The sequence below is a fragment of the Salegentibacter tibetensis genome, assembly GCF_020164485.1.
GTDB classification, from domain to species: Bacteria; Bacteroidota; Bacteroidia; order Flavobacteriales; family Flavobacteriaceae; genus Salegentibacter; species Salegentibacter tibetensis.
Genome location: NZ_JAIQZA010000013.1, coordinates 24,932 through 49,872 on the forward strand (window position 1 = coordinate 24,932; position 24,941 = coordinate 49,872).

At 37.1% G+C, this 24,941-nt stretch carries 23 protein-coding genes; 21 read left to right on the forward strand and 2 right to left on the reverse strand.

Going from position 1 to position 24,941, the window contains the following annotated elements:
* The first annotated feature begins 104 nt into the window (after positions 1-104).
* The 3 genes from LB467_RS08590 to LB467_RS08600 all read left to right on the forward strand — a co-directional run bounded on the left by LB467_RS08590 (position 105) and on the right by LB467_RS08600 (position 3,020).
* Entirely contained in the window at positions 105-1,076 is a 972-nt protein-coding gene (locus tag LB467_RS08590; RefSeq protein WP_224473630.1) for a glycosyltransferase family 2 protein, read from the forward strand.
* Positions 1,077-1,350: 274 nt separating this feature from the next.
* Positions 1,351-2,121 carry a class I SAM-dependent methyltransferase gene (locus LB467_RS08595; protein WP_224473631.1) on the forward strand — a complete coding sequence of 257 codons (771 nt, stop codon included), beginning with the start codon at positions 1,351-1,353 and terminating at the stop codon, positions 2,119-2,121.
* Between the two features lie 59 nt (positions 2,122-2,180).
* Entirely contained in the window at positions 2,181-3,020 is an 840-nt protein-coding gene (locus LB467_RS08600; RefSeq protein ID WP_224473632.1) for a glycosyltransferase family 2 protein, read from the forward strand.
* On the opposite strand, the gene wecB is transcribed toward LB467_RS08600, so the two are convergent.
* Entirely contained in the window at positions 2,998-4,086 is a 1,089-nt protein-coding gene (gene wecB, locus LB467_RS08605; protein WP_224473633.1) for a non-hydrolyzing UDP-N-acetylglucosamine 2-epimerase, read from the reverse strand. The two genes, LB467_RS08600 and wecB, sit on opposite strands and share 23 nt — an antisense overlap.
* Before the next feature lie 539 nt (positions 4,087-4,625).
* On the opposite strand from wecB, the gene LB467_RS08610 reads away from it, so the two are divergent.
* The 9 genes from LB467_RS08610 to LB467_RS08650 all read left to right on the forward strand — a co-directional run bounded on the left by LB467_RS08610 (position 4,626) and on the right by LB467_RS08650 (position 13,517).
* Positions 4,626-4,934, forward strand: a complete 309-nt coding sequence (locus LB467_RS08610; protein ID WP_224473634.1) for a GIY-YIG nuclease family protein — start codon at positions 4,626-4,628, stop codon at positions 4,932-4,934.
* Between the two features lie 422 nt (positions 4,935-5,356).
* The gene (locus LB467_RS08615; protein WP_224473635.1) at positions 5,357-6,610 is read left to right on the forward strand and encodes a glycosyltransferase family protein; all 1,254 of its coding nucleotides are present in this window, start codon (positions 5,357-5,359) and stop codon (positions 6,608-6,610) included.
* A gap of 8 nt (positions 6,611-6,618) precedes the next feature.
* Positions 6,619-7,764 carry a glycosyltransferase gene (locus tag LB467_RS08620; protein WP_224473636.1) on the forward strand — a complete coding sequence of 382 codons (1,146 nt, stop codon included), beginning with the start codon at positions 6,619-6,621 and terminating at the stop codon, positions 7,762-7,764.
* On the forward strand, positions 7,761-8,945 hold the full coding sequence (locus LB467_RS08625) for a hypothetical protein (protein WP_224473637.1): 1,185 nt from the start codon (positions 7,761-7,763) through the stop codon (positions 8,943-8,945). The genes LB467_RS08620 and LB467_RS08625 overlap by 4 nt, the downstream gene beginning before the upstream one ends.
* Positions 8,942-9,775, forward strand: a complete 834-nt coding sequence (locus LB467_RS08630) for an FkbM family methyltransferase (protein WP_224473638.1) — start codon at positions 8,942-8,944, stop codon at positions 9,773-9,775. Before LB467_RS08625 ends, LB467_RS08630 begins: the two co-directional genes overlap by 4 nt.
* An 8-nt stretch (positions 9,776-9,783) precedes the next feature.
* Complete coding sequence (locus LB467_RS08635) at positions 9,784-10,869, forward strand: glycosyltransferase family 2 protein (RefSeq protein WP_224473639.1); 1,086 nt, start codon at positions 9,784-9,786, stop codon at positions 10,867-10,869.
* On the forward strand, positions 10,866-11,486 hold the full coding sequence (locus tag LB467_RS08640) for a hypothetical protein (RefSeq protein ID WP_224473640.1): 621 nt from the start codon (positions 10,866-10,868) through the stop codon (positions 11,484-11,486). Before LB467_RS08635 ends, LB467_RS08640 begins: the two co-directional genes overlap by 4 nt.
* A 68-nt stretch (positions 11,487-11,554) precedes the next feature.
* Positions 11,555-12,424 carry a class I SAM-dependent methyltransferase gene (locus tag LB467_RS08645; RefSeq protein ID WP_224473641.1) on the forward strand — a complete coding sequence of 290 codons (870 nt, stop codon included), beginning with the start codon at positions 11,555-11,557 and terminating at the stop codon, positions 12,422-12,424.
* Between the two features lie 97 nt (positions 12,425-12,521).
* Positions 12,522-13,517 (forward strand): N-acetylneuraminate synthase family protein, encoded by a 996-nt coding sequence (locus tag LB467_RS08650; protein ID WP_224473642.1) that lies wholly within the window; start codon positions 12,522-12,524, stop codon positions 13,515-13,517.
* A 311-nt stretch (positions 13,518-13,828) separates the two neighbouring features.
* Here LB467_RS08650 and LB467_RS08655 read toward each other — a convergent pair whose 3' ends face one another.
* Complete coding sequence (locus LB467_RS08655) at positions 13,829-14,128, reverse strand: GIY-YIG nuclease family protein (RefSeq protein WP_224473694.1); 300 nt, start codon at positions 14,126-14,128, stop codon at positions 13,829-13,831.
* 333 nt (positions 14,129-14,461) lie between these two features.
* Between LB467_RS08655 and LB467_RS08660 the strand changes: the two genes are divergently transcribed.
* From LB467_RS08660 to LB467_RS08700, 9 genes are all read left to right on the forward strand, one after another.
* Positions 14,462-16,228, forward strand: coding sequence for a glycosyltransferase family 2 protein (locus LB467_RS08660; RefSeq protein ID WP_224473643.1), 1,767 nt, complete (start codon positions 14,462-14,464; stop codon positions 16,226-16,228).
* Entirely contained in the window at positions 16,218-17,213 is a 996-nt protein-coding gene (locus tag LB467_RS08665; RefSeq protein WP_224473644.1) for a glycosyltransferase family 2 protein, read from the forward strand. Before LB467_RS08660 ends, LB467_RS08665 begins: the two co-directional genes overlap by 11 nt.
* A complete protein-coding gene (locus LB467_RS08670; RefSeq protein ID WP_224473645.1) occupies positions 17,203-18,009 on the forward strand; it encodes a class I SAM-dependent methyltransferase in 807 nt (268 codons plus the stop codon). Before LB467_RS08665 ends, LB467_RS08670 begins: the two co-directional genes overlap by 11 nt.
* A gap of 2 nt (positions 18,010-18,011) precedes the next feature.
* On the forward strand, positions 18,012-19,277 hold the full coding sequence (locus LB467_RS08675; protein ID WP_224473646.1) for a glycosyltransferase: 1,266 nt from the start codon (positions 18,012-18,014) through the stop codon (positions 19,275-19,277).
* A gap of 196 nt (positions 19,278-19,473) precedes the next feature.
* Positions 19,474-19,866 (forward strand): four helix bundle protein, encoded by a 393-nt coding sequence (locus tag LB467_RS08680; protein WP_224473647.1) that lies wholly within the window; start codon positions 19,474-19,476, stop codon positions 19,864-19,866.
* A 198-nt stretch (positions 19,867-20,064) separates the two neighbouring features.
* Entirely contained in the window at positions 20,065-21,180 is a 1,116-nt protein-coding gene (locus LB467_RS08685) for a glycosyltransferase family 4 protein (RefSeq protein WP_224473648.1), read from the forward strand.
* Positions 21,167-22,528, forward strand: coding sequence for an O-antigen ligase family protein (locus tag LB467_RS08690; RefSeq protein ID WP_224473649.1), 1,362 nt, complete (start codon positions 21,167-21,169; stop codon positions 22,526-22,528). The genes LB467_RS08685 and LB467_RS08690 overlap by 14 nt, the downstream gene beginning before the upstream one ends.
* Positions 22,485-23,501, forward strand: a complete 1,017-nt coding sequence (locus LB467_RS08695) for a glycosyltransferase family 4 protein (protein WP_224473650.1) — start codon at positions 22,485-22,487, stop codon at positions 23,499-23,501. Before LB467_RS08690 ends, LB467_RS08695 begins: the two co-directional genes overlap by 44 nt.
* 96 nt (positions 23,502-23,597) lie before the next feature.
* Entirely contained in the window at positions 23,598-24,614 is a 1,017-nt protein-coding gene (locus LB467_RS08700) for a glycosyltransferase family 4 protein (protein WP_224473651.1), read from the forward strand.
* Positions 24,615-24,941: the final 327 nt, after the last annotated feature.

The following is a 24,941-nucleotide window of genomic DNA, read 5'->3' on the forward strand; positions in this document are numbered from 1 at the left end:
CTTTATACTATTAAACAACTTTTGGAAGTGCTGGAGCATTTTTACTAAAAACGAATGCCTTTTTCTGTCAAAAGATCTTAAATTGGCGGAATAAATCAGCCTTCATGCAGCCCTTTGTATCTATCATTATACCCACTTTTAATCGGGTTCAATTAATTGGAGAAACCTTAGATTCGGTGCTCGCACAAAACTATACGAATTGGGAGTGTATAGTGGTGGATGATGGCTCAACTGATTATACTGATGAGCTGATGGAGTTTTATTGTAACCGAGATTCACGTATTCAATTCCACTACCGGCCTAAAAACTGCCGCAAAGGGGCTAATGCTTGCAGGAATTATGGTTTTGAGATGAGCAAAGGTGAGTATATTAATTGGTTTGATGATGATGATATCATGTTGGAGGATTTTTTAAAGGTGAAAATTTCCAGTTTTACAGATAAATCCAATATGGTAATTTGTTCAGGGTATTATGTAAATGCAGTTTTATTAAACAAAGATCCTATTTTATTAAATAAAAAAATGGAATTGTTTAAAGACTATGTAAGGTGGAAACAACGTATTTTAACTCCATCGGTTTTATTTAGAAGAAGTTTTTTAGAGCAGGATGAATTATTTTCTGAAGTCCTTACAAGAGGACAAGAGGTTGAACTTTTTTCAAGATTGTTTTTTAAAATATCAGATTCAGATTTTATATTAATAAATGACCTGTTGTTTTTATATCGTCAGCATTTAAATTCGAAAACATTTAGGAATAAAAAATTTCGAAGGAATTTTGTGTACTCCCAATCACTAAATATGGCGGAAAATTATAAACGGGGGATCATATTAAGAGATACTGAAGTTATTGAACATTGTTATAAATATTTAATGAAATTTTTTTTTAGTGCTTTAAAAAATAATGATCGAAAAATTTCATTTGATATTTGGATTAAAATTCTGAAGACCGTTCAATACCAAAAATTAATATATTATTTAGAAGTATTTACAGGTGGACTCTTTCTTATTTTTATTAGGAGATCAAGTGTTAAAGTTGAAAAAAGATGGAAAAACTTCAAAGCTCACAATTTTAAATAATCAAAAAATAAAATTTAAGGAGCAGTAATAGTTAATTATGGTGAAGTAAAGCTGGAAAATAGGATATCTGGTTTTGAGGACAAAACCATTCCTAATGTTTCAAAGGTGTATGCGTGTTAAAAGGGATGAGGGAAGAATGAGACTTACACTAAAGAAGTTTAAACCCAATACCTAAATGGGTAGAAGCTGCGAAACAAGGAGTAGAACAATTTTCTATATATCAAATTCAAATAATAGATAAAAAAGTTAGTATAGGGCTTATTTGATCGAAATTATGAGAAAAAAATTAAAGGAAATATTACATCTGTATAGATTTGGAAAGCGGGTTAAAAATGATCTTTTCCATAAGATGGGGAATGACCTCATAAGGTTAGAATTAACAAAAAGACCATCAAGAACAGATGTTATAAATTATTTAATGAGTATTTCAAAAAGAAATGCATTATATCTTGAAATAGGAGTACGTTTTCCAGAAGAAAATTTCAATAAAATAGGTTATTCGAATAAGTATGGTGTGGATCCTGGCTTGGAAAATAAGACAAACCCAGTAGATTTTAAATTAACTAGTGATGATTTTTTCGAAAAAATCAGAATGGGTGATATTTTGAGGAAATCTATAAAATTTGATGTTATATTCATTGATGGCCTCCATCTTGCAGATCAGGTTGATAGAGATATAAAAAATTCCTTAGAGTTTTTAAAGGATGGTGGTTTTATTGTTTTGCACGACTGTAACCCGCCGTCCACTTTCCACGCAAGTGAAATCCATGATTATAAATTATCACCAGCCAAAGGTTATTGGAATGGAACTACATGGAAAGCTTTTTTTAAATACAGGCAATATAAGAATCTCTTTTCCTGCTGTATTGATTCCGATTGGGGAATTGGAGTGATTTCAAAAAAAATAAATATTGGCGAGCCAACCAGAATTGAAAATCCTTTTTTTGAATATAAAGTATTGGAAAAGTATAGAAAGGAAAGCTTAAATTTAATGTCATTTGAGGAATTTAAAAAAGAAATTGCTAAAAGTAGGGTAGAATATTAGAATTAGAAACAACTTGAAACCTTCACAGAAATCAAGTAATTTACCGTAAAACTTAAAATTTGATAGACCTTTCCATCATATACGTAAATTTTAATACAAGAGAATTAACATTATCCTCAATAGCTTCTGTATATTGCTATACGACTCAATATCGTTTTGAAATCATTGTGGTTGATAATGCATCAAGAGACAACTCCGTTTCTGAAATCCAACAAAAATTTCCGGAAGTAAGAATAATCCAAAATAAAAAAAATATTGGCTTTGGAAGAGCAAATAACAAAGGTCTTGAAATAGCAAAAGGGAAGTATGTTTTATTTTTAAATACAGATACCTACCTTGAAGAACCAGCGATTGATGGCCTTCTGTATGAAATGGAGAAAAAGGAATACCAAAAGGTCGCGGTTGCCGGCGCTAAACTTACAAAACCTGATGGCTCATATAATATTTCTTCGGGGCTTTTACCAAGTTTTCAACACTTCATAAAGGGTTCCTTTTATAAAGTGTTTTTTAAGCCTTATTTTTATGAAAATTTACCTGAACGTACTGTACCCATAGATAATAAATCTTATAAAGTAGATTATGTTTCCGGAGCTGATTTTTTAATCAGACGAAAAGTACTAGATAAAATTGGAGGTTTCGATCCCCGCTTTTTTTTATACAATGAAGAGTCTGAATTAACTTTTAGAATTTACAAATACTTTCCGAAGATGATTTCAATGATTTTTCCACAATACAAGATTGTTCATATCAGCCAGGGGTCAAGTCAAACTGATAAATTAGGAAAGAAATTTAAGCACCGCCAGATTAAAAGCAGAGCTATTTATTATAGTATTACCAGGAATAAATTATCTGGTCTAATTTATTATATAACAAGTGTCAAACGCTTGTATTTAAATTGAGGAGGTTTTTAATAATTCGTTCGCCTGCCTTTCCCTCCCATAAATCTGGCATTTCACCTTTTTTCCATTTATCTAAAAAAAGCTTTTCTAAGGCTTCAGTAATATTTTTAGGATCAGTGCCAACAATTTGATTGGTTCCCAGGCTTACGGTTTCGGGACGTTCCGTATTTTCTCTTAAAGTAAGGCAGGGCACACCCAGTACAGTTGTTTCTTCGGTTATCCCACCGGAGTCGGTGAGGACAGCTTTAGCATTTTGAACGAGGTAGTTAAATTCCAGGTATCCCAGGGAATTAGTTAAGTACAGATTATTAGCCTCGAAGTTTAGTTTTTTTAAAATTACTGCGGTTCGGGGATGAACCGGAAAAATAACAGGTAGGTTTCTGGAGTTTTTTATGATAGCATCTATTGTGTTTTTTAATTGCTTCTCTTCATCTACATTACCCGGCCTGTGAAGAGTAAGGAGCAAATATTGTTGCGGTTTGAGATTGAGGTTTTTCCAGATTTCAGTAGTTCTAAATTTGGATTGAAATCTCAGGAGCGAATCTATCATTGTATTGCCTACAAAATAAACCTGATTTTTATCTTTTCCAGAATCAATTAGGTTCTTTGAAGCTCCAAAAGTAGTTGTAAAAAAATAATCAGCTATACTGTCGATAAGCACCCGGTTGACTTCCTCGGGCATTGACCAGTCATAGGAACGTAACCCGGCTTCCACATGAGCTACTTTAATTCCCATTTTTTTAGCGGTTATGGCGCAGGCCATGCTGGAAGTGACATCGCCCACCACCAGGCATAAGTCCGGTTTTTCATGCCGTAAGAGATTTTCATAGGCCAGCATAATCGCTGCCGTTTGTTCAGCCTGACTCCCACTACCCACCCCCAGGTTAAAGTGTGGTGCTGGAAGTTGCAGGTCTTTAAATATATTACCGCTTAGAGTATCGTCATAATGTTGACCGGTATGAATAAAACGATATGTAATTCCATTTCCATAATTCTCAATGGCGTGAATAATAGCCGCGATTTTTACAAAGTTAGGCCGGGTCCCGGCGATAAGGTCAAGTTGCATAGGGCTAAGGTAATAAAAAAGGGGGAACGCGGGTGCTTCGACAACGCGCTTCGGCAGCGTTTGGACAGCGCTTCGACAGGCTCAGCGTGACAGTAGGTTTTAGAAAGTATGTTTTACCCTTGTTGTCAGGCTGAGCCCGACCAGCGGGAGGAGATGTCGAAGCCGGTTTTATTAGTAAAATTTTATATGAAAGTAGTTAAAGGTGATAATTGTACTGCTCTAGCGGCGCTTCGACAAGCTCAGCGAGACAGCTGTATTCAAAAATATTAGAAAGGTATACTTTCTTTCAACATTACTGTCAGGCTGAAGCCGACGTGAGGAGGAGATGTTGGAGACCTTGTTTGTGGAATAAATGGACTTTGATAGGGCCTGCCAGTTTAGATTAATTAGAAAATTGTAACAGCGCTTCGACAAGCTCAGCATGACAATAATTGTAGAGGAGAAAAAAGGATGTTTGTTTCAATTTTACTGTCAGGCTGAGCCCGACCAGCGGGAGGAGATGTCGAAGCCCGTTTGTTTTAAATTCCTTAAATTTAATTATGAAAACGTATTTCGTGTACATTCTTGAGTGTTCTGATCAATCATTTTATACAGGAATCACCAATAATTTAGATAGAAGATTATCAGAGCATAATTCTGGTTATGATAAAAGTTGTTACACCTATTCAAGAAGGCCTGTGAGTCTACTATGGAGGGAAACATTTACTGATGTAAATGGAGCGATTCAAGCAGAAAAACAAATTAAAGGTTGGAGCAGGAGAAAAAAGTTAGCTTTAATAAATGGAAACTGGGATGATTTAATTAGATTTTCACGTAATTATACTGATTTTGGTAAACCGGAGGAGTAGCGCTTTGGTGACGCTTCGGCAGCGCTTCGACAAGCTCAGCGTGACAGTAAGCAAATCCTTGGTGTCAGGCTGAGCCCGACCAGCGGGAGGATTCAGCCTGACCTGAGCCTAGCCGAAGGATCGAAGCCCGGTTTTTTTAGTAAAACTTTCCTGGTAAATTTTTATATCCATATCTAATTTTAGGTGAAGTTTTATATAAAAGTAGTTCGGTAATAGTTGTATTACTTTGGTAGCGCTTCGACAGCGCTTCGACAGGCTCAGCGTGACATTTCTTGCTTTAACCGCGCTTCGATTCTTCGAGTGCTTTGCGTTCAGAAAGGCGGCTCATCTTGACATACCTGAAAACTTTGATTAGTACTTAAAAAGAAATCAGTTGCAAAACTTTAATCAAAGTAATAGCTTTACCGCAAAGCCCGGCCAATTTGGAAAACAATTCAATTAAAAGAATACTCGTAGTTACTGAATCCATAGATGTGGAAGACAGTAGCGGCACCAAAGGAAGGGTAGCTCTTATCAAAAACCTTCAGAAAGCGGGCTTTGAGCTACAGGTATATCATTACACACGAAAGGATATTAAGCTTCCTGGGATAACTTGTTATTCTCTTAAAGAGAACAGACGCGGCCTTTTATTTTTTTTAAGCAGGCTAGAAAGATATATGAGGTACTGGCTAAAAATTAATCCGAATAAATTTATTGAAAACCAGTTCGGATTTTCATTTACATTTTTTAATGACAGTAATAGCATTGCAGCCGGATTAAATAAAATATCAGATTTTGATCCCGACCTGGTATTGACACTGAGTAAAGGCGCCAGTTTCAGGCCTCATCATGCTCTTTTAAAAATTCCGAAATGGCATTCCAGATGGATGGCATATATACACGATCCATATCCTTTTGCCTGTTACCCCCGTCCCTATGATTACGTAGAGTCTGGTCATCAGCAGAAAAGGGACTTCTTTTTAAAAGTAGCCAGGAAAGCAAAATATGTGGCTTATCCAAGTAAACTGCTTGCCGAGTGGATGGAAGGTTATTACAGGCCATTGAAGGGTAAAAGGATAATTATTCCCCATCAAATTGATGAGGAATATACTTCGAATGCATCCCTGCCAGAATTTTTCAGGCCTGAAAAATTCAATATTCTTCACGCGGGCACATTATTATGGGGCCGTGACCCGATGGGACTAATTAAGGGGTTTTTACAATTTTTAAAAGAAACTCCCGGAGCAAGGGAGAATGCAAAATTGCTATTGATTGGAAATAAAAACCATTATTCAAAGGAACTTGAGAAAATAAGTGAACAACATCCTGAAATCTATGTAAGTGAAGACTATATTTCCTTTGATAGTACGCAATTATTGCAGAAAAACACTTCTGTAAATGTTATTCTGGAAGCAAATGGACCTATTAGTCCGTTTTTGCCCGGAAAGTTTCCGCACTGTGTGCAGGCTAAAAGACCAATTTTGTTATTAGGGCCTTATTATAGTGAAAGCAAAAGAATTTTAGGAGAAAACTATAAATACTGGACTGAGATAGATGACATAGAGGGAGTCGCAAGAAATCTGGAAACTCTTTACAATACCTGGTTAGATGAACCTGATAAACTTTATTTGAAGAAACCTGATTTGGTTGATTATTTGTCTTTGGAGCATTTAAAAGAAACCGTAGCTAATTTATAGAACAAAAAATGAAAATTTTAATGATTTCAATGTTCTCTAATCATTTTTTTAGGTGGACAGAGCAACTGAAAAAATCGAATTATGAGATTTATTGGGTAGATGTTTTCGATTCTAATACTAAAGTAAAAAAAATTGACTTTGTAAATCAAATTATTGGCTGGCGTAATAAGGTTAAGTATCCGGGAAAATATTTTATTAAACAAAACCTACCAGGGGTTCACAACCTAATTATTAAAATAAATCAGCGTGATCTATCGACTACTGTTGAAAAAATTATTAATGAAATTAACCCGGACGTAGTTCATAGTTTCATAATGCAATCTGCCACTACGCCACTTATTGAAACAATGAGGAAATTTCCGGAGATTAAATGGGTGTATTCTGCCTGGGGGAATGATTTGTATTATCGACAACAAAACAAGCAAGATCTGGAGAAAATAAAAAAAACACTTCCTGAAATTGATTACATGTTTGCTGATTGTTTAAGAGATTTTTATGTTGCTAAAGAATTCGGATTCAAGGGAACATATTTAGGTACATTTCCTACAGGAGGAGGATATGAATTTGATATATATGATCCATATATAACACCAATAGAAGAGAGAACCACTATCCTAATTAAAGGTTATCAGGGTAAATTAGGGCGGTGCAATTCAGTTCTAAGATCAATAATACCATTACGTAATGATCTAAAAAAGTATAATATTATTGTTTTTGGGGCAACAAAAGAGGTTAGTGATTTTGTGAAAAAAACTGAACTTAATCACTGGAGCAATTTCAAAATGCTGCTCAATATTTCGCATTTGGAAGTACTCAAATTAATGGGACTGGCAAAAATCTATATCGGAAATAATATTTCTGATGGTTTGCCAAATACTTTGCTTGAAGCAATAATAATGGGTGCTTTTCCGATACAATCAAATCCCGGGGGGGCATCAGAAGAAATTATAAATGAAGGAGTTAATGGTTTTCTTATATCTAATCCTGAAGACAGTGAAGAAATTAAAATGCAGATAATTAAAGCTGTCAACCTGCAACAGGAATTGATTAGTGCTGTTAATTATAATTTAGAAAATATTAAACCGAAATTAGAAAGGGAGAGAGTTAAGAACGATGTTATTAAAAAATATCAGCTGATAGAGAACAGATTATGATTCAAGTGGAATTGCCATCCTTACGTGAAGAAAAGAATTGTGTATTTATCACTTCTGAAATTATTGTTAGTGGAAGCCCTTTTTCATTATGGTATAAATTTCCTTTGAAGCTTAAAAATTTTTTAGTAACTGAAAATTTAGATGCATTTCTTGTCGCTATCTTAACTCTCGGATTAAAAAAAGGAGAAGATATTTATCTCAAGGGAGCGTTATCGGCCAGATTGAATTACAGTTTGAATCATTATCTTATTCCAGCTTTGTGCTTAGCAAATCCTAATTTTTCAAAGATCCGAATTTTTACAGAAGATTTAAATGAAGAAGATTTAAACGTGGGTAATATCGCAGGGACCGGTCTTTCATGTGGAATAGACTCCTTTGCTACATATTTTGATCACATAAATGAAAAAGGAGCTTATAAAATAGAATACTTCACCTTTTTTAATGTTGGTTCACACGGAGATTTTGGTGGAGAGAATTCCCGAAAATTATTTCATCGTCGCCTGAAGTCAGTAAAGGAATTTTCTGAAAAAGTAGGTAAAGAAATAATCGATGTGGATTCAAATTTAAGTGAAATTTTAAAAATGAACTTTCAAGAAGCTCATAGTTTTAGAAATATTTCATGCGCTCTACACTTACAAAAACTTTTTAAGAACTATTACTATGCATCTGCATACAGGTTAGACCACTTTCGCTTAAATTTCGCTGATACGAGTGATTCAGATTTATTATACCTTAGTTTTCTTTCTACAGAATCCACTAATTTTTATTCCTCCGTATCTCAGTATTCAAGAGTAGAAAGAACCAAGCTTATTTCTCAATATACAGAAACCTATAATTATTTAAATGTCTGCACAGAACCTAATGAGAATAAAACTTTTATTAATTGTTCAAGGTGTTATAAATGCCTACGTACTCAACTAACCCTTGATCTATTGGGTAAACTAGACTTTTACAGTAACGTCTTTAACCTTAGAGAATACCAAAAAGCTAAAAATAGTTATATTGGTGACATCCTGGAGAAAAATTCTAAATCGCCTTTAGATATTGAACTTATTGAATACTTAAAGAACACAAAGAGTTTTAATGCTTTTTCTGTTGTGCTCTATACTTGCAAAGCGTTTATTAATCTCAGAAAAAAAGCTCTGAGAAAGTTTTTAAAAGTTAAATTTGGTAGGAAATGAATAAGTTTCAAAAGAAAATCATTAGTCGTGTAATTCAAAGGATTTACAAACATTTCCCCAACGATAGATTTCGACTTTTCTTAACGAATTTAAGTGCCAAATTAATAAGTAAGAATAATAGTGTTGAGTATGATTCGAAGGAAAACTTATACTGGCTGAAAGCCGGAAACAAATTTCTCTTTGCCGTGGAAACTCCGTATTTTGATTTCCATAGAAAAAAAATGGATTCGGTTTATGAAGATATATTTTGTTGCCATTACAAGCCTAAAGAAGGTGATACAATTGTAGATGTTGGTGCAGGTATAGGAACAGAATTAAATTATTTTGTAGAACTTATACAAGGTATGGGAAAATTTTACGGGATTGAAGCAAGTCCCAAATGCTATAATAAATTAGAACTTTTAAGTAAAAAAAACGGTTATGATAATGTATATAACTATAACATTGCCCTCTCAGGCATCAATGGCGTACTATGGATTGAGGAACAAGAAAATTACAGGATAAGTCAAATTAACAATAATTCTAAGGGAGTAGAAATCCCTAGCTATACATTAGACAGGTTTGTTAGTGAAAATCAAATTTCCCAAATTCATTTCCTAAAGGTAAATATAGAAGGTGCAGAATTTGATATTATAGACGGGATGAAAAATTCTATCCAAATTATAGAGAATGTAGCAATTTCATGTCACGATTTCCTTTTTTCTAATGGAAATTATAGAATAAGATCGAAAGTGTCAAAATTTTTAATGACAAATAATTTCGAAATTTACCGAAAAGAAAGCGGTAATGAAATTATGGATAGTTGGATTTATGGAAAAAGAAAAAAATAGAAGTTTAAATGAAGAATTCACTATCGATTATTTATCCGTATAGAAATCGGGAATTAGAACGCGTGAAAAGATCCTTGAATTCTCTACAAATGCAGGCTGTGAAAAATTTCACAGTGCTGTTCGTTGACTATGGATCCGAACCTGAAAAGGCCATTAAAGCTAAAGAACTTTGCTCAAACTTTAGTTTTGCAAATTATAATTATCATCCAACAAGATTTCAACCCTGGAATAAAAGCAGGGCATTGAATTCAGTGATAAAAAACCTTACCTCCGATTTTTGTTTTGTAGCCGATGTGGATATGATCTTTCATCCCGATTTTGTTAAAAACGCCGTGAAACTTCAGCAACCTGAAACAACGGTTTATTTTCAGGTTGGATTTTTAAGTCCGGAGGAAGGAGTGGAAGGAAAGAAATATAATGAATTTACTAATTACCGAAATAGTACCTCAGAGGCTACCGGATTAAGTATGTTTCCGGTTAAGGTTTTACAGGAGTTAAGAGGCTTCAATGAGTTTTATCATTTCTGGGGTGCAGAAGATACCGATATGCACATCCGTTTGAAAAATGCTGGTTACCCGGTTGAATATTATGATAAAGAAATTTTAATGCTACATCAATGGCACCCATCTTATAGAAGCAAAGAATCTAAAAAGCTGACTGAAAATCTTCAAATTAACGGGATAGTCCAGTTAAATCATCAACATCTTAAATTTACAATCGAAAATAAGATCAGGGAAACAAATATCAGGAAATGGGGAGAAATCATGTCAGAAACAGATGAGATCGAACTGGAAAATACATCTGTAAATTTCAGAATTCAAACCGAAAAAAGACAGGTGGATGATTTCCTCTACGGACAGTTGCCTGCTTTAAAGAATAAAGTTTTAAAAGTTGTAATTGAACCCGATCCGTTCCAAAATTCTAAGAAATTTCTTGCCAAAAAACTTTTTAAAAAAAAAGTGCCTGTTTATTATAGTTTAAAGGAAGTAAATGATCTTGTGCTTTTACACCTTATATCCTTTTACCGGGATAAAGCTTATATCTATAAGGTTGAAAGTGTGAAAAAGCAAATTATCCTGGGTATTAAATTATGAATAAACAGGAGCAAATTTTATCTGAATATAAAGAGTTTTGTAATGCCGAGGGCAATCAGCATATCGCCAGTGAATATGCCATTCTAAAGTTACAGGAAATAATAGAAAAATTTGGGACTGAAAATGTCCTTGAAGTAGGTTTGGGGATCGGAGCTATCGCCGGCAGCCTGCTTTCGACTAATTCATATCTGGAATATTCGGGAACCGAGCATAATAAATTTTGCCTGGACGCCCTAAAGACGAACCTTGGTGCAGATTACAGGAAATTAGGAGTGTTTTCTAAACTTGTTAAAGTGCCTCAAAGAAAATTTGACCTGATCATAATCGACGGAAAAGACCCAGACCTTGAAAAAATTCAACAGCTGGTTATGGATCGGGGAATTATCGTTATAGAAGGGGACAGGATACCCCAGCAGGAATTGCTAAGAAAGTATTTTCCCGGTCATAAGTATGTTCACTCGATCAGTAACAAAAAAAATGCCTCCTATAGCCCTTTTCCTCTGGGGCATTGGCAGGGAGGTTTGAAGATTATTTTTGTGAACCCTGATTCCAAGCAATTATTATGGTGGGGTAAGGAAAAAATGAAAACTAAATTGAAATATCATTTCAGAAAATGAAGTAGAGTTAATCTTTAGTGGCATAAATCTTAAGCTAAGGATTTATATCTTACAAAAATTAATTTGATATGTCCTTGAAATTAAGACTTAAAGAACGCCTATTCCTCATCTTAGATCTGCTCCCTGAAAAACAGGGTTTTTATTTTTATCATAAAATTCAGGACACGATAAACGGGGAAAATATGTCACAGCGCGTAAAAACCAACGAGCAAAGCTTTGAAGTTTTAAAAAGATTATTACAGCAAAAAGACTTATCCATAGAGGGAAAGAATATTTTAGAGATCGGTTCAGGTTGGGTACCAATAATGCCATATTTCATGCTTTACCGGGGGAAAGCGAAATCAATCTCCACCTTCGATCTCAACCGGCATTTTAGTAAGAATAAAATCAGCAGATTGAATGAAGTCTTTCAATCGGAATATGGGATAAGGGTAACTCAGGATTCAACAAATCCATACCGGTTGCCAAAAAAAATCACGTATTATCCAAATACTGATTTGATTAATGCCGATTTACCGGAAGCAGAGCTGGTGTTTTCCCGCTTTGTGTTGGAGCACGTAAAGCCGGATGATCTTGCTCTGATGCATGAAAAATTCAAAAGAGAATTGAAGCCCGGCAGCCTAATCGTGCACCTTATTTCCCCAAGCGATCATCGCGCTTATGTGGATAAGAATTTGAGTCTGCAAGACTTTTTACAATACAGTGAAGCTGAATGGAAAGGGAAACAAACCAAATTCGATTATCATAACCGCCTGAGACTTCCGCAATATTTGGCTATATTTAAGGCTGCGGGGCTGGAGCTCTTACATGTGGAATACGATAAACCCGGTGCTGATACATTTAAGAGGTTCAGCTCTGTGCCAATTCACGAAGATTTTAAGAACTTTACTGATGAAGAATTGACGGCCGGATCTATTAATGTGGTTTTAAAGCTGTAAAAGCCCTCCTGTTGTGAAAACAGGACATGCTCCGAAGTCTGACTGCCGACAAGGCTGAGGAAAGATAAATGTAGTACTCAAATAAAATATAGAAAATATGTTTTTAATTGCCGAGATTGGTCAGGCACACGAAGGAAGTCTGGGTTTGGCTTTATCTTATGTAGAGGCCCTGGCCGAAACCGGGGTGGATGCTGTGAAATTCCAGGTGCATATAGCAGAGGCCGAAAGCAGCGAGCATGAAACTTTCCGGGTGAAATTTAGCGAGCAGGACAAAACGCGTTTCGATTACTGGAAGCGGATGGAATTCAGTCTGGAACAATGGAAACTCTTAAAGCAAAGATGTGATAAAAAAGGGGTGGAATTCCTGGCTTCTCCTTTTAGCAATGCTGCCGTTGATCTGCTTGAAGAAGTTGGGGTAAATCGCTATAAAGTAGGTTCTGGAGAAGTGAGTAACTTTCTATTACTGGAAAAAATAGCAAAGACCGGTAAGCCGGTGATCCTTTCTTCCGGGATGAGTTCTTTGGAGGAACTGGATAAAACGACAGAGTTTCTAAAAAAACGCAAAGTGGAGTTTTCAATTTTACAATGTACCACAGCCTATCCCACAAGGCCGGAAGACTACGGATTAAATGTGATTAAGCAGCTTAAAGATCGGTACCTTGTGCCGGTGGGTTATTCCGATCATTCCGCCCGGCTTGAGACTTGCATTGCCGCCACTGCTCTGGGTGCTGAGATCCTGGAATTTCACGCGGTTTTCGACCGCCGCAGCTTCGGTCCCGATGCTACTTCTTCCCTGGAGATCGCTGAGATAAAAAACCTGGTGCAGGCGGTAAAAAGCATTGAAACCTCCCTTCTAAATCCCGTTGATAAATCTGATAACTCACGCTTTAGTGAACTAAAGAATATCTTTGAAAAATCCCTGGCAATAAATAAAGATCTTCCCGCCGGCCATAAACTGACTTTCGAGGATCTGGAAGCAAAAAAACCTAAAGGCTATGGGATTGAAGCTTCCCACTTTGAAGAGGTGCTTGGTAAGGTGTTGAAAAGAGATAAAAAGCAGTGGGAGTTTTTGAAGGAGGAAGATGTTGTTTAGTTGGTCGACTTTGAACACTGTCATGCTGAGCCCGACCAGAGGGAGGAAAGTCGAAGCACTTAGAAGTTTAAATGGCACTACCTCAGTACTACCTAACACTTCGATCCCTTCGACTAAGCTCAGGGCAAGCTCTTCGACTCCGCTAAAGCTGTGCTCAGGGCAGGCGCATCGTCTGCTACCGCCGCCTCCTCAGTGTTACAGCGCGTTTTAAAAGAATATTTATGAATAACCAACATTGTCAGGCTGAGCCAGTATAACCGGCCGGGAGGACGGTTTTACTGATGGTCGAAGCCCTTATTTAAAACTTCTGCTTATTCTTTCGACTTTTTATCGGTCTTTCCAAACCTGCTATAATTGCGTGAAAATTTAATTAAGTCATCCCATTCTTCATTAATCAAGGCCTGTTTTTTCCTTCTACTCCAACCTTTTATCTGCTTCTCTAGCATTATTGCATAATTCGGATCCGTAAATTCTTCAAACCATTTTAATACTACTGGTCTTCTGGTATAGGTATATGATTTTTGATCTGAACCGGAATTATGTTCGGATAACCTTCTATTTAGATTGTTGGTTATACCTGTGTAATAGCTAGCATCGCTACATTCAACTATGTATACATAATATAGTTACATACTTCAATTTAATTAATAAAGACGAATATGGAAAAGGATTTTCTAAACTGCTTACATAGTGGCTGCTTACTACCAAGCACTTCGACCATCGCTTCCTTCGTCAGCGGCTCAGTGTGACTCCGCTTTTTAAAATAATTATCAATAAACCAAGAACCAATCTCCAATCCCGTATTAACCAATTCCCAATCTAGGACTACCAAAACATCAATTCTCGTCTCAAGGTCTTGAGTGGCCAGAAACTAAAGACTAACAACTAAAAACTACCGACTAATCTCTAATTTATTTACATTTGTTTAAACCCAAAATACTTCCATGATCCTCATCATTCATCAACATGCTAAAAAGCTTGTCCGCGTTAGCTACAAAGGGGATGAGCTGAAGGTGAAGGAAACTAATCTATGCCGGGTTTTCTGGAAACTGGCTGAAGAATATCCTGATGAGATCATTGCCTGGTGCGAAGAGCAATTTGAAAGTGATATGAATCTGGATTACTGGAATCAGGTTTTTCATCATGATCTAATTATGGCTTCTTACGCATTAAAGACAGATTATTTGCCTAAAACCATAGGATATATTGACCAACTACCATTTGTAAATGTCAACCGTGAAGTAAAATATCCTACCTGGAGAATGAGTACAGATGTTGGCGGTATAAAAGGCAGGGTCTTGTTTCAGTTCCAGGAGATGTTTGGGGTAATCAGGAATTTTGGCTTTTTGCTTAATTCAATTGCAAAATTGGGTCAGCAGAACGGGCTGTTTTGTTATTCAGTACCGGGACTTGTAAGGGAGGGGGGGCTTTCCTTCGACTTACGCTCAGGACAGGCTACTCAGCCTGACATTCTTGGACTGTTGCTTTCAGGGGAAGCCCAGCCTGATCTAGTAAAAAGTGGGAATAAGGAAGGGCTTCGACCATTGCCTTCCAGGCAAGCTCAGCCTGACAATGGGGAAGGGATAAAAATCGCAGCTTCAAAAGAGGAATTGTTCTCTTTTGTTTACGCACATTATAAAAGCATACGGCTCTGGTTGCTGTTCTGGTGTTTTTTGAGATATGAGAAGGAATTTCCAATTGTAGCCTTTATTACTGCCCTTTTTCGGAAAAAATATTTTAAGAAGAATATAGACCTTTCCGGAATAGAATTGCAATCGAATAGCGCCGGAAACCCGGGTAATTCCATAGATGTGATTATTCCCACGCTAGGACGGAAACCGTATCTGCTGCAGGTGCTGGAAGATCTAAAAGTACAGAGCTTGTTACCAAAAAGGGTGATAATAGTGGAACAGAACCCTGATTCCGAATCTCAAAGTGATCTCCCTGAACTACAGACACAATCCTGGCCTTTTAAAATAGTGCATCATTTTACCCATAAGACCGGAGCCTGTAATGCAAGAAATATTGCTTTGGAAGGAGTGACAGCAGGGTGGATATTTTTTGCCGACGATGATATAAGATTTGAAGCAGATCTGCTGCAAAAAAGCCTGGAAGAATTAAAGAAACTGGGCGCAGATTGCCTTAATATTAACTGTAAGCAGGAAGGAGAAAAAACTGTTTTCCCTAAAACTAAACAATGGGGTAGCTTTGGTTCGGGAACCAGTATAGTAAATGCCAATTACTGTAAACATTTGAGTTTCGATGAGGTCTTTGAATATGGTTTTGGGGAAGATCAGGATTACGGGATGCAGCTTCGCAATAATGGTTGTGATATAATCTATCATCCTCATATTGACATTCTGCATTTAAAGGCTCCCCGGGGTGGATTTAGGGATTTAAGCTTGCCTCCCTGGGAGAAGGACAAACCGAAACCTTCCCCCACTTTATTGGTCTACGCAAAGAAATACTATACTGCGGAGCAATTGAAAAGTTATAAGAATGAGCTTTTCCTCAGGTATTACTCTAGACAGCAAATAAGGAATCCTATTAAATACCTTAAAACTATGAGGAAACGTTGGCGAAGAAGCGAGGAGTGGGCAGATAGGTTGATGCGAAATAGTGTGGTGAAAGATAGAGTGGATCGGAGAAGAGAGAATAAAGAAGAGAGAGAGAAAAGAATCAAGAATCAAGATCATCCTCATGACTTTTAGTCTTATAGTATGTACCTATCAGCGTCCTAAGGCTCTACTTAATTTATTAAATTCGGTGGCACAACAAAGCCTGTATCCACATCAAATATTAATAATAGATGGTTCTGTAGATTCTGCGACCAGGGAATCTGTAAACCAGAGAAAATTCCAAAATCTTGAATACTTTAAGGTAACCGAGCAGGATAGGGGACTCACCCGTCAGCGGAATTACGGGATTAGTAAAACTGCGAAAGATGTTGAAACTATCTGTTTCCTGGATGATGATATCATTTTGGAGCCAGATTATTTTGAAAAGCTAATCTCTACTTATTGCACTTATCCCGATGCCATAGGGGTTGGTGGTTATATAACCAATGAAGTGACCTGGAAAGAGAGTGATAATACACCGTCCTTTGAAGAATTTAAGATGGATGGTTATTTTCGAAACCTGGGCAGTAGGAACCTACTTCGGAAAAGGCTGGGGCTATTAAGCGACCGGGCACCGGGAGTAATGCCTGAATTTTCTAACGGGCTTTCCATCGGCTTTTTACCCCCTTCGGGGAAAACATACCCGGTGGAATTCTTTATGGGTGGGGTGGCTTCTTACCGAAAAGGCTTGTTTCAAAACATAGGTTTTTCTGAATATTTTGAGGGTTACGGACTTTATGAGGACATGGATTTCTGTTTACGCACATCCCGGCAGGGGCAGTTATATGTTAACACCGCTGCCCGGGTGGAGCATCACCACGAACAGTCCGGGAGGCCCAATAAATTTAAATATGGCAAAATGGTGATAAGGAACGGTTGGTATGTTTGGCGTGTTAAATATCCCCGTCCCGATTTAAAGGCGAGGTTAAAGTGGCATGGCATTGCATTTTTATTAACTTTAGTGCGACTAGTAAATGTGTTCACAACGCAAAAACGAAATGAGGCATTTACCGAAAGTCTTGGCAGGATTGCCGGATGGTGGAGCCTGCTGCTAAATAAGCCCACACATGGAGTCTGAAAAACGTAAACTTGTAAATGCGAGGCAGAAAGAATTCTACGACACCAAGCAAAAAAATGTTGCTACCCGGCTGTGGTCTTATTTCAGAAATGGGGCTTTAAACCGCATTAAAAAAAACATTGGGGTTGAGCGGGATATTTACGAGCTTCATAAAAACTGGTTCGGAGACCTTTCCAAAAAGAAAGTACTCGACCTGGGCTGTTATGCGGGGAACTCCCTGAGTTTTTATCTGGCACAAAATGCTAGAGAATACCTGGGAATAGACTTAAGCCCAAAGGGTATTAACGATCTGAGCCGGAGACTGGAGAAAATCTCCGGAGCAAGGGCAGAGGTTGTGGACTTCCTTTCAGAGGAGTTCAGGGAAAAGGATTTTGATTTGATATACGCCTATGGTGTCTTACATCATTTTAAGGATGTGGATGAGCTTATAGTAAAGCTTCAGGAGAAACTGAATGAGGGCGGGGAGATCGTAAGTCACGATCCCCTGCAAACCAGTCTACCTATAAAATTTATCAGAAGCATCTATCGACCCTTTCAAAGTGATAAAGCCTGGGAATGGCCTTTTTCCGAAAAAACTTATTATAAGTTCGCAGAAGCCTTTGAGATAAAAGAACGCAGGGCGGTACTGGGTAAGGCTAAATGGAGCGCATTTATCAGTTTTATTCCGATTTCTGAAGAGAAGAGATTGCAAAAGGCTAAAGCATGGCACAGGGATGACTGGGAAAAATCGCTAAAAGAGGATGAGAAAATGTTCGATTGCATGCATTTAAGTCTTTTAATGCAAAAAAAATCTTAGTGATGCGATTCGCAGTATTTACCCACGTGATCCACCACCAACAGGAAGGCAGATTTTATGCCTACAGCCCTTATGTGCGGGAGATGAATTTGTGGATTAAGTATGCCCAAAAAATTGAGGTGGTTGCTCCTTTGGAAGAGGGAAGAATTGGGGAAAAGGAGATGAGGGAAAAAGGGGAGTTTTATGAGCACCCTTGTATTACTTTTACTAAGATTCCGTCTTTCCATCTACTGAATTTACCGGCAGTTTTAGATTCTTTTATAAAGATTCCGGTTATATTTTTTAGGATTTTGGGTGCGATGCGCAGGGCAGATCATTTACATTTAAGGTGTCCGGGGAATATAGGTTTACTGGCGACGATAGCCCAGATTTTTTTTCCGAAGAAAACCAAAACCGTAAAATATGCTGGAAACTGGGATCCCAAAGCTAAGCAGCCATGGACCTATAAACTTCAGAAGAAAATATTAAGCAATACTTTCCTCAGTCGAAATATAAAAGTTTTGGCATACGGGGACTGGCCGAAGCAGTCAGCTAATATATTGCCATTTTTTACCGCAAGCTTTTCAGAAGTAGAAAAAGAAGGGATTCTGAAAGATTTTAAACCTCCATACAAATTTATTTTCACCGGAAACCTGGTGGAGGGGAAAGGAGTTTTTAAAGCTATCAAACTTATCGAAGCTCTTAATAGCAAAAGAGTGAATTCAGAACTTGAGATCTATGGAGATGGACTTTTAAAAGATGACCTTAATAATTTTATTCAAAAGAAAGACTTACAAAAGTTCGTAATGCTAAAAGGCCGAAAAGGCCTGGAAGAATTAAAAGAAGCCTATAAAAAAGCCCATTTTGTGATTCTGCTCTCAAAAAGTGAGGGCTGGCCAAAAACGATTGCTGAAGGTATGTGGTATGGCTGTATTCCGGTGGCTACGGCTGTAAGCTGTGTGCCGTGGATGTTGGGAAATGGAAGCCGTGGAATAATATTCGCTGATGCAGAAAAAAGAAAAGAGAAAAAAGAGAAGAGAGAAGAGAATAAAGAGGAGGGAGGTATTTTACTGAATGATGAATCTCAGAAAAACCTGTTCTCGATACATCCCGACTCCCGTCGGGACACTCGAACTGACGGTTTTTCTGAAACAGATATTAAAAGAATAGTTAGCCTTTTGAAAAATCCCGTAAGACTAGAGGAAATGTCCAGTGCCGCGCAGGAATGGAGTCAGGAATATACTTTGGAGAGGTTTGAAATGGCGATTCAGAATGTTCTCACGCCTTAGCTGAAGAGGGTTCAACTGTCCCGTTCTTGGTTGAAGGTTTGTATAGATTTATTTTTTCCAGCCTCCCTTTAGGGTTGGGGTAAAGCGGGAAAAATTTTTTCAATACCACCCTGTAAAATGAATTAGCTACCTTTTAGGATATAAGGTGTGGGATGGTTTAATTTTATAAATTTAGTGTGATTATAAAAAATTGGTTATGGCTAAGGTTGAGCATTTTGAGGATTTGGAGGTTTGGCAACTTGGAAGGGAAATTTGTAGTGATATCGAAGAGCTTTTTTTAAATACGACACTCGGAAAACGATATAAGCTAAAGGATCAAATGGATAGTAGTTCGGGGTCTATTATGGATAATATCGCGGAAGGATTTGGAAGGGGAGGAAATTTGGAATTCCGTAATTTTCTAAGTTATTCCCGTGGTTCCTGTGCCGAGCTAAAATCGCAGTTGTATCGGGCAAAGGATAAAAACCTTATATCAGAAAAAGAGCTTAAAAATTTATCTGAAAAATGTGAAAAGGAAATCGCCAAAATTACTTCTTTCATTTCATTTTTAAATCGATCGCAATATAAAGGATCAAAATTTAAGAAATAAAGATGTTCAAGGTTCAACGTTTAACGTTTTTTGCAGTTCGACAGCACGTTAAACATTAAACGTTAAACGGGGAACAAAAGAAACGGGGAACTAAAATAAGAAATAAAAATGTTCAAGGTTCAATGTTCAACGTTATTTGCAGTACGTTATCACATTGAACGTTAAACTTTAAACGGGAAACTAATCAAAGAAGTAAAAGTGATCAATTACCAAAAGAAAAATTTACGAATTATCCAATTGGTCGATAGTTTAAACCCCGGCGGAGCCGAACGAATGGCCATAAACCTGGCGAATTCACTGTTGGGAGAAGTAGAGGCATCATATCTATGCTGCACCCGATATGAAGGAATGTTAAAAGAAGAATTGAATGAGAAGGTAGGGTATTGTTTTTTAAACAAAAAACATAGTTTAGACTTTCGAGCCCTTAATAAATTGAGATCTTTTATAAAAAAAGAACAGATAGATCTGGTACATGCGCATGGAACTTCCTGGTTTTGGGGAGTATTGTTGAAGATATCGGGTTTAAAAATAAAACTGGTTTGGCACGATCATTATGGAAATAGGCTTAAGAATAAAAGCAAAAATTTTGCGTTAATACATTCTTCGGCATATTTTGACGGGGTTTTAGTATTAACTGATGAACTACAGAAATGGGCATTGAGGAAACTAAAATGTCAGAACATAATTAAACTTCCAAATTTTATAGTTGATAAGAATAGGGTATCTTTTAAAAGTAAAGATAAGCATAGTCAAAAATTTCTGATCGTAAATGTGGCGAATTTAAGAAAACCGAAAAATCATCTGAATCTACTTAAGGCCTTTAGGGATTTTTCAAAAAAGAAACCCAATGTTTACCTTCAATTAATAGGAAAGGACTATAATGATAAGTATTCTGCAGAGCTTAAGAGATTTATTAAAAATAATTCACTTAGCAATAGAGTGGAGATAATATCCGGAATCACCAGAGTAATGCCTTATTTAAATAATGCCGATTTAGCTGTTTTGTCTTCCGATTGGGAAGCATTACCGCTAAGTGTACTGGAATATGGCCTGTCTGGCCTGCCTGTGGTAGCTACTAATGTTGGGGAATGTTCTCAAATCCTAAAAAACAGGGGATTATTGGTTACTCCGGGAAAAGTGGGAGAATTAGAAAAGGCTATTAGTGAGTATTATACCAATCCACAAAAAAGGAAAGATGACGCTTTGGCTTTACAGTCACATATAAAAAATAATTACACCCGCGCCGCGGTTTTACCAGAATTGATAGAATTTTATTTTAATGTAAGAGGAGAGAAGGAGTATGGCCACAAGTAAAAAATATAGATTTAATTATATTGAATTGCTTCTCATTCATTTTGGAATAGCGTTGGCTATTTATCTTTATCGCCCGGCTTCCCAGTTTATTTTGTTAGGGGTACTGATATATTTTACTTTCCTCATCATAATTAAAGAAAATCGCAATAATGAAGCCTTAATGGCCGCGGCATATATAGCCGGTGCCGAAGTTTTTTTTAGACAAACCGGAGGAATGGTTTTCTATGAAACCGGGAAATATATGGTGATAATTTTCCTGGTGATAGGTATGTTTTTTAAAGGCACTTCTAATCGTACGGTACCATACTGGACTTATCTTCTTATCCTTATCCCTGGCATTGTTGTAGCTTCTATAACTATGAGTTATGAAGCTGAATTCCGAAAACAAATTGCATTTAATCTTAGTGGTCCAGTCGCCTTGGGTGTCTCGGCACTTTACTGTTATTATAAAAAGATAGCAAAAGAAGATTTTCAAAGGGTGATCTTGATGCTTCTCCTGCCATTGCTGGCTCAGATGTTTTTTTTATACCTCTTTACCCCCAGTATGAATGATGTAAAAATTAATTTACAGGGAAACTATTCAGCTACAGCTGGGTATGGGCCAAATCAAATTTCAACGGTTATGGGGATGGGAGTTTTTTTGGTGGCTACAAGATTATTTACCATTAAACATAAGTTTATCAATGTTATAGATTTGGTTTTATTAGGGATGATAGGTTATAGGGCTTTAATAACTTTTTCCCGGGGAGGAGTTTATACAGCAGTAGTATGTGTAATAGCTTTTATAATCATTTACTATTATAAACAGGGACCAAAAGCACAGACAAAACTAAATTTTAAAATTATTCTTTTAGGGATTGCCAGTCTTGGAATATGGTTTTTTTCTCTTATTCAAACCGGAGGTCTATTAAGTAACAGATATAATAATCAGGATGCAGCGGGAAGATTAAAGGAAGATATCACTACAGGAAGGGTGGAATTGTTTACTACCGAATTAGAGGCCTTTATACATCATCCGGTTATAGGTATTGGGGTTGGTAAGGGCAAAGAATACAGGCAGGAAAATATGGGTTTAGAAATCGCTAGCCATAATGAAATTAGTCGTTTGCTTTCTGAACATGGGCTACTTGGTTTAGTTTCATTATTCATCCTTATCTTAGTGCCCATAATTTTCTGGACAAAGTTTAAGAACAATTATTATTTTTTGGCGTTCTTAGCATTTTGGTTTTTAACCATAAATCATTCGGCTATGCGAATTGCCCTCCCGGCTTTCGTTTATGGACTGGCCTTATTATATATAGTAGATGACAAAAAGCCTCCTGTACATAGGAAACGACTTACAGATTAACAGCTTTACGGCTACCTATATCTCTTTTTTTAGCAAAATGTTGCGCAAGGAAGGTTATAAGGTAAAGACAGCTTCTACCCGAAGCAATAAAGCCCTACGCTTAATCGAGATGCTCGGGCTTATTGTGCGTTATCATAAAACCACCGATATTGTTCTTATCGATACGTATGGGGCTATGAATTTCTACTATGCCTACCTGGTGGCAAAAACCTGCCAGGCCTATAAGGTAGAATACATTCCTATTCTCCATGGCGGCAACCTGCCGGAACGTTTAAGCGCTACCAAAAAATATAGTCAAAGCCTCTTCGGAAAGGCAAAAGTCAATATAGCGCCTTCTGAATTTTTATATAAAATTTTTCAGGCAGAAGGTTTTCATAACACCCGGATTATTCCGAATGCGATTCAGATGGAGAATTATCCGTTTAAAAAGCGGGAGAATTTTCAGCCGAAATTGTTATGGGTAAGACGATTTCAAAGACGCTACAATCCGGTAATGGCTTTGGAAGTGCTTTTATTGCTAAAAAAGGATTATCCCGATGCTGAACTTTGCATGGTTGGACCCGATAAAGACGGTACCATGAAAACCTGTAAAAAGTTTGCTAAAAAACATGAGCTTAACCTCAAATTTACGGGAAAGCTAAAGAAAAAAGACTGGGCGAAACTTTCAAAAAACTACGATTTCTTTATCAATACCACCAATATAGATAATACGCCAATTAGTGTGATTGAAGCAATGAGCCTGGGACTGGCCGTTATTTCCACTAATGTGGGCGGGATGCCGGTGCTGATTAAAAATGATTCCGACGGAGTCCTGGTGCCGGTTAATAATGCTAAAACTATGGCTGCTGAAATTGATAACCTCATAAAACATTCTGAAAAAGCACGATCCCTTACCGAAAATGCCCGCAACAAAGTAGAAGCTTTTGCCTGGGAAAAAGTGAAAACCGACTGGAACAGGGTTTTAAACTCATAAAACCAGCATGATGCCGGACTCGAAAATTGGCAACACATAGTAGCATGATTATAAGCCTGTGTCTAACTCCCTTTTTGAGATAAAAATTATAAACAGATGAAAAACCTGCTTTATATTGGCAATAAACTGGAATCAAGGGGCGGCGCACCCACATCTATAGATCGATTAGCTCCCTTATTTAGACAAGAAGGTTTTGAAGTAAAAACTTCTTCCTCGAAGAAAAGTCAGGTGTTGAGGTTATCTGAGATGCTGAAGGCTATAATTATAAATAAATCCTGGGCAGATTTGGTGCTTATAGACACTTACAGCACCCGAAATTTTTGGTATGCCGTACTTACGGCAGAACTTTGCAATCAATTGAAGTTGGATTATATACTCCTGCTTCACGGTGGTGATCTCCCGGATCGGTTAAAAAAGAACCCACAATTATCAGCTTCTTTATTTAAAAAAGCAAAACTGAATATTGCGCCTTCGCGTTACCTATTTGAAGTATTTCAAAAAGCAGGATATATTAATCTTAAGTATATTCCAAATTCCATTTTCCTGAGAAATTATCCAATTAAATCCAGAAGGGCTTTAAAGCCAAAATTGCTTTGGGTACGTGCTTTTGCTGAAATTTATAATCCAATGCTCGCCTTAAAGCTTTTGGAAGCGCTATTAAAGGAATATCCCGAAGCTGAACTATGTATGGTCGGTCCCGAAAAGGATAAGTCTTTTGAAGAATGTGTGAATTACGCTAAGAAAAATAAGTTACCGGTCAAATTCACCGGGAAACTTACAAAATCTGAATGGATCGAGCTTTCAAAAGACTATGATATTTTTCTCAATACTACCAATGTAGATAACACCCCGGTAAGTTTAATTGAAGCCATGGCTTTGGGATTACCAGTCGTTTCCACCAATGTTGGGGGAATTCCTTATTTACTTCAGCATAAAAAAACCGGCTTGCTGGTACCGCCGGATGATAGTGGTACAATGCTAGCTGCCCTAAAACATTTACTCCAACACCCGGATTCAGCTGAAAATCTAAGCCAAAATGCCCGTGACCAGGCAGAAAAATACGATTGGGAACTGGTAAAGCAGGACTGGAAAAACATTTTGCTTTCTGATTGAAGTTTTAATAAGCCGTTCCTCTGGCTTCTGTTTGACAAAAGGAGCGTGTCTGAAAAGATAATAAGGCGTCATCCTGAATTTATTTCAGAGCCTGTCCCGATCTTTTATCGGGGATCTAAGCTGTTATAAAGTAATTACATGTTAGAAGCTGAACCAAGTTCAGCTTGACGAAGATCTGTTTAACAAGAATTTGATTCACTCTACTGCGCAAAAGTCGGAGGGGTTTTTCCATTTCAAGGAAAAACATAAAAAATATTAGTGTATTCGTGGCCCTTGGCTCATCCTTGTGAAATTAACCCCGGTTTTTTAATTCAATTCCGCTCCTCT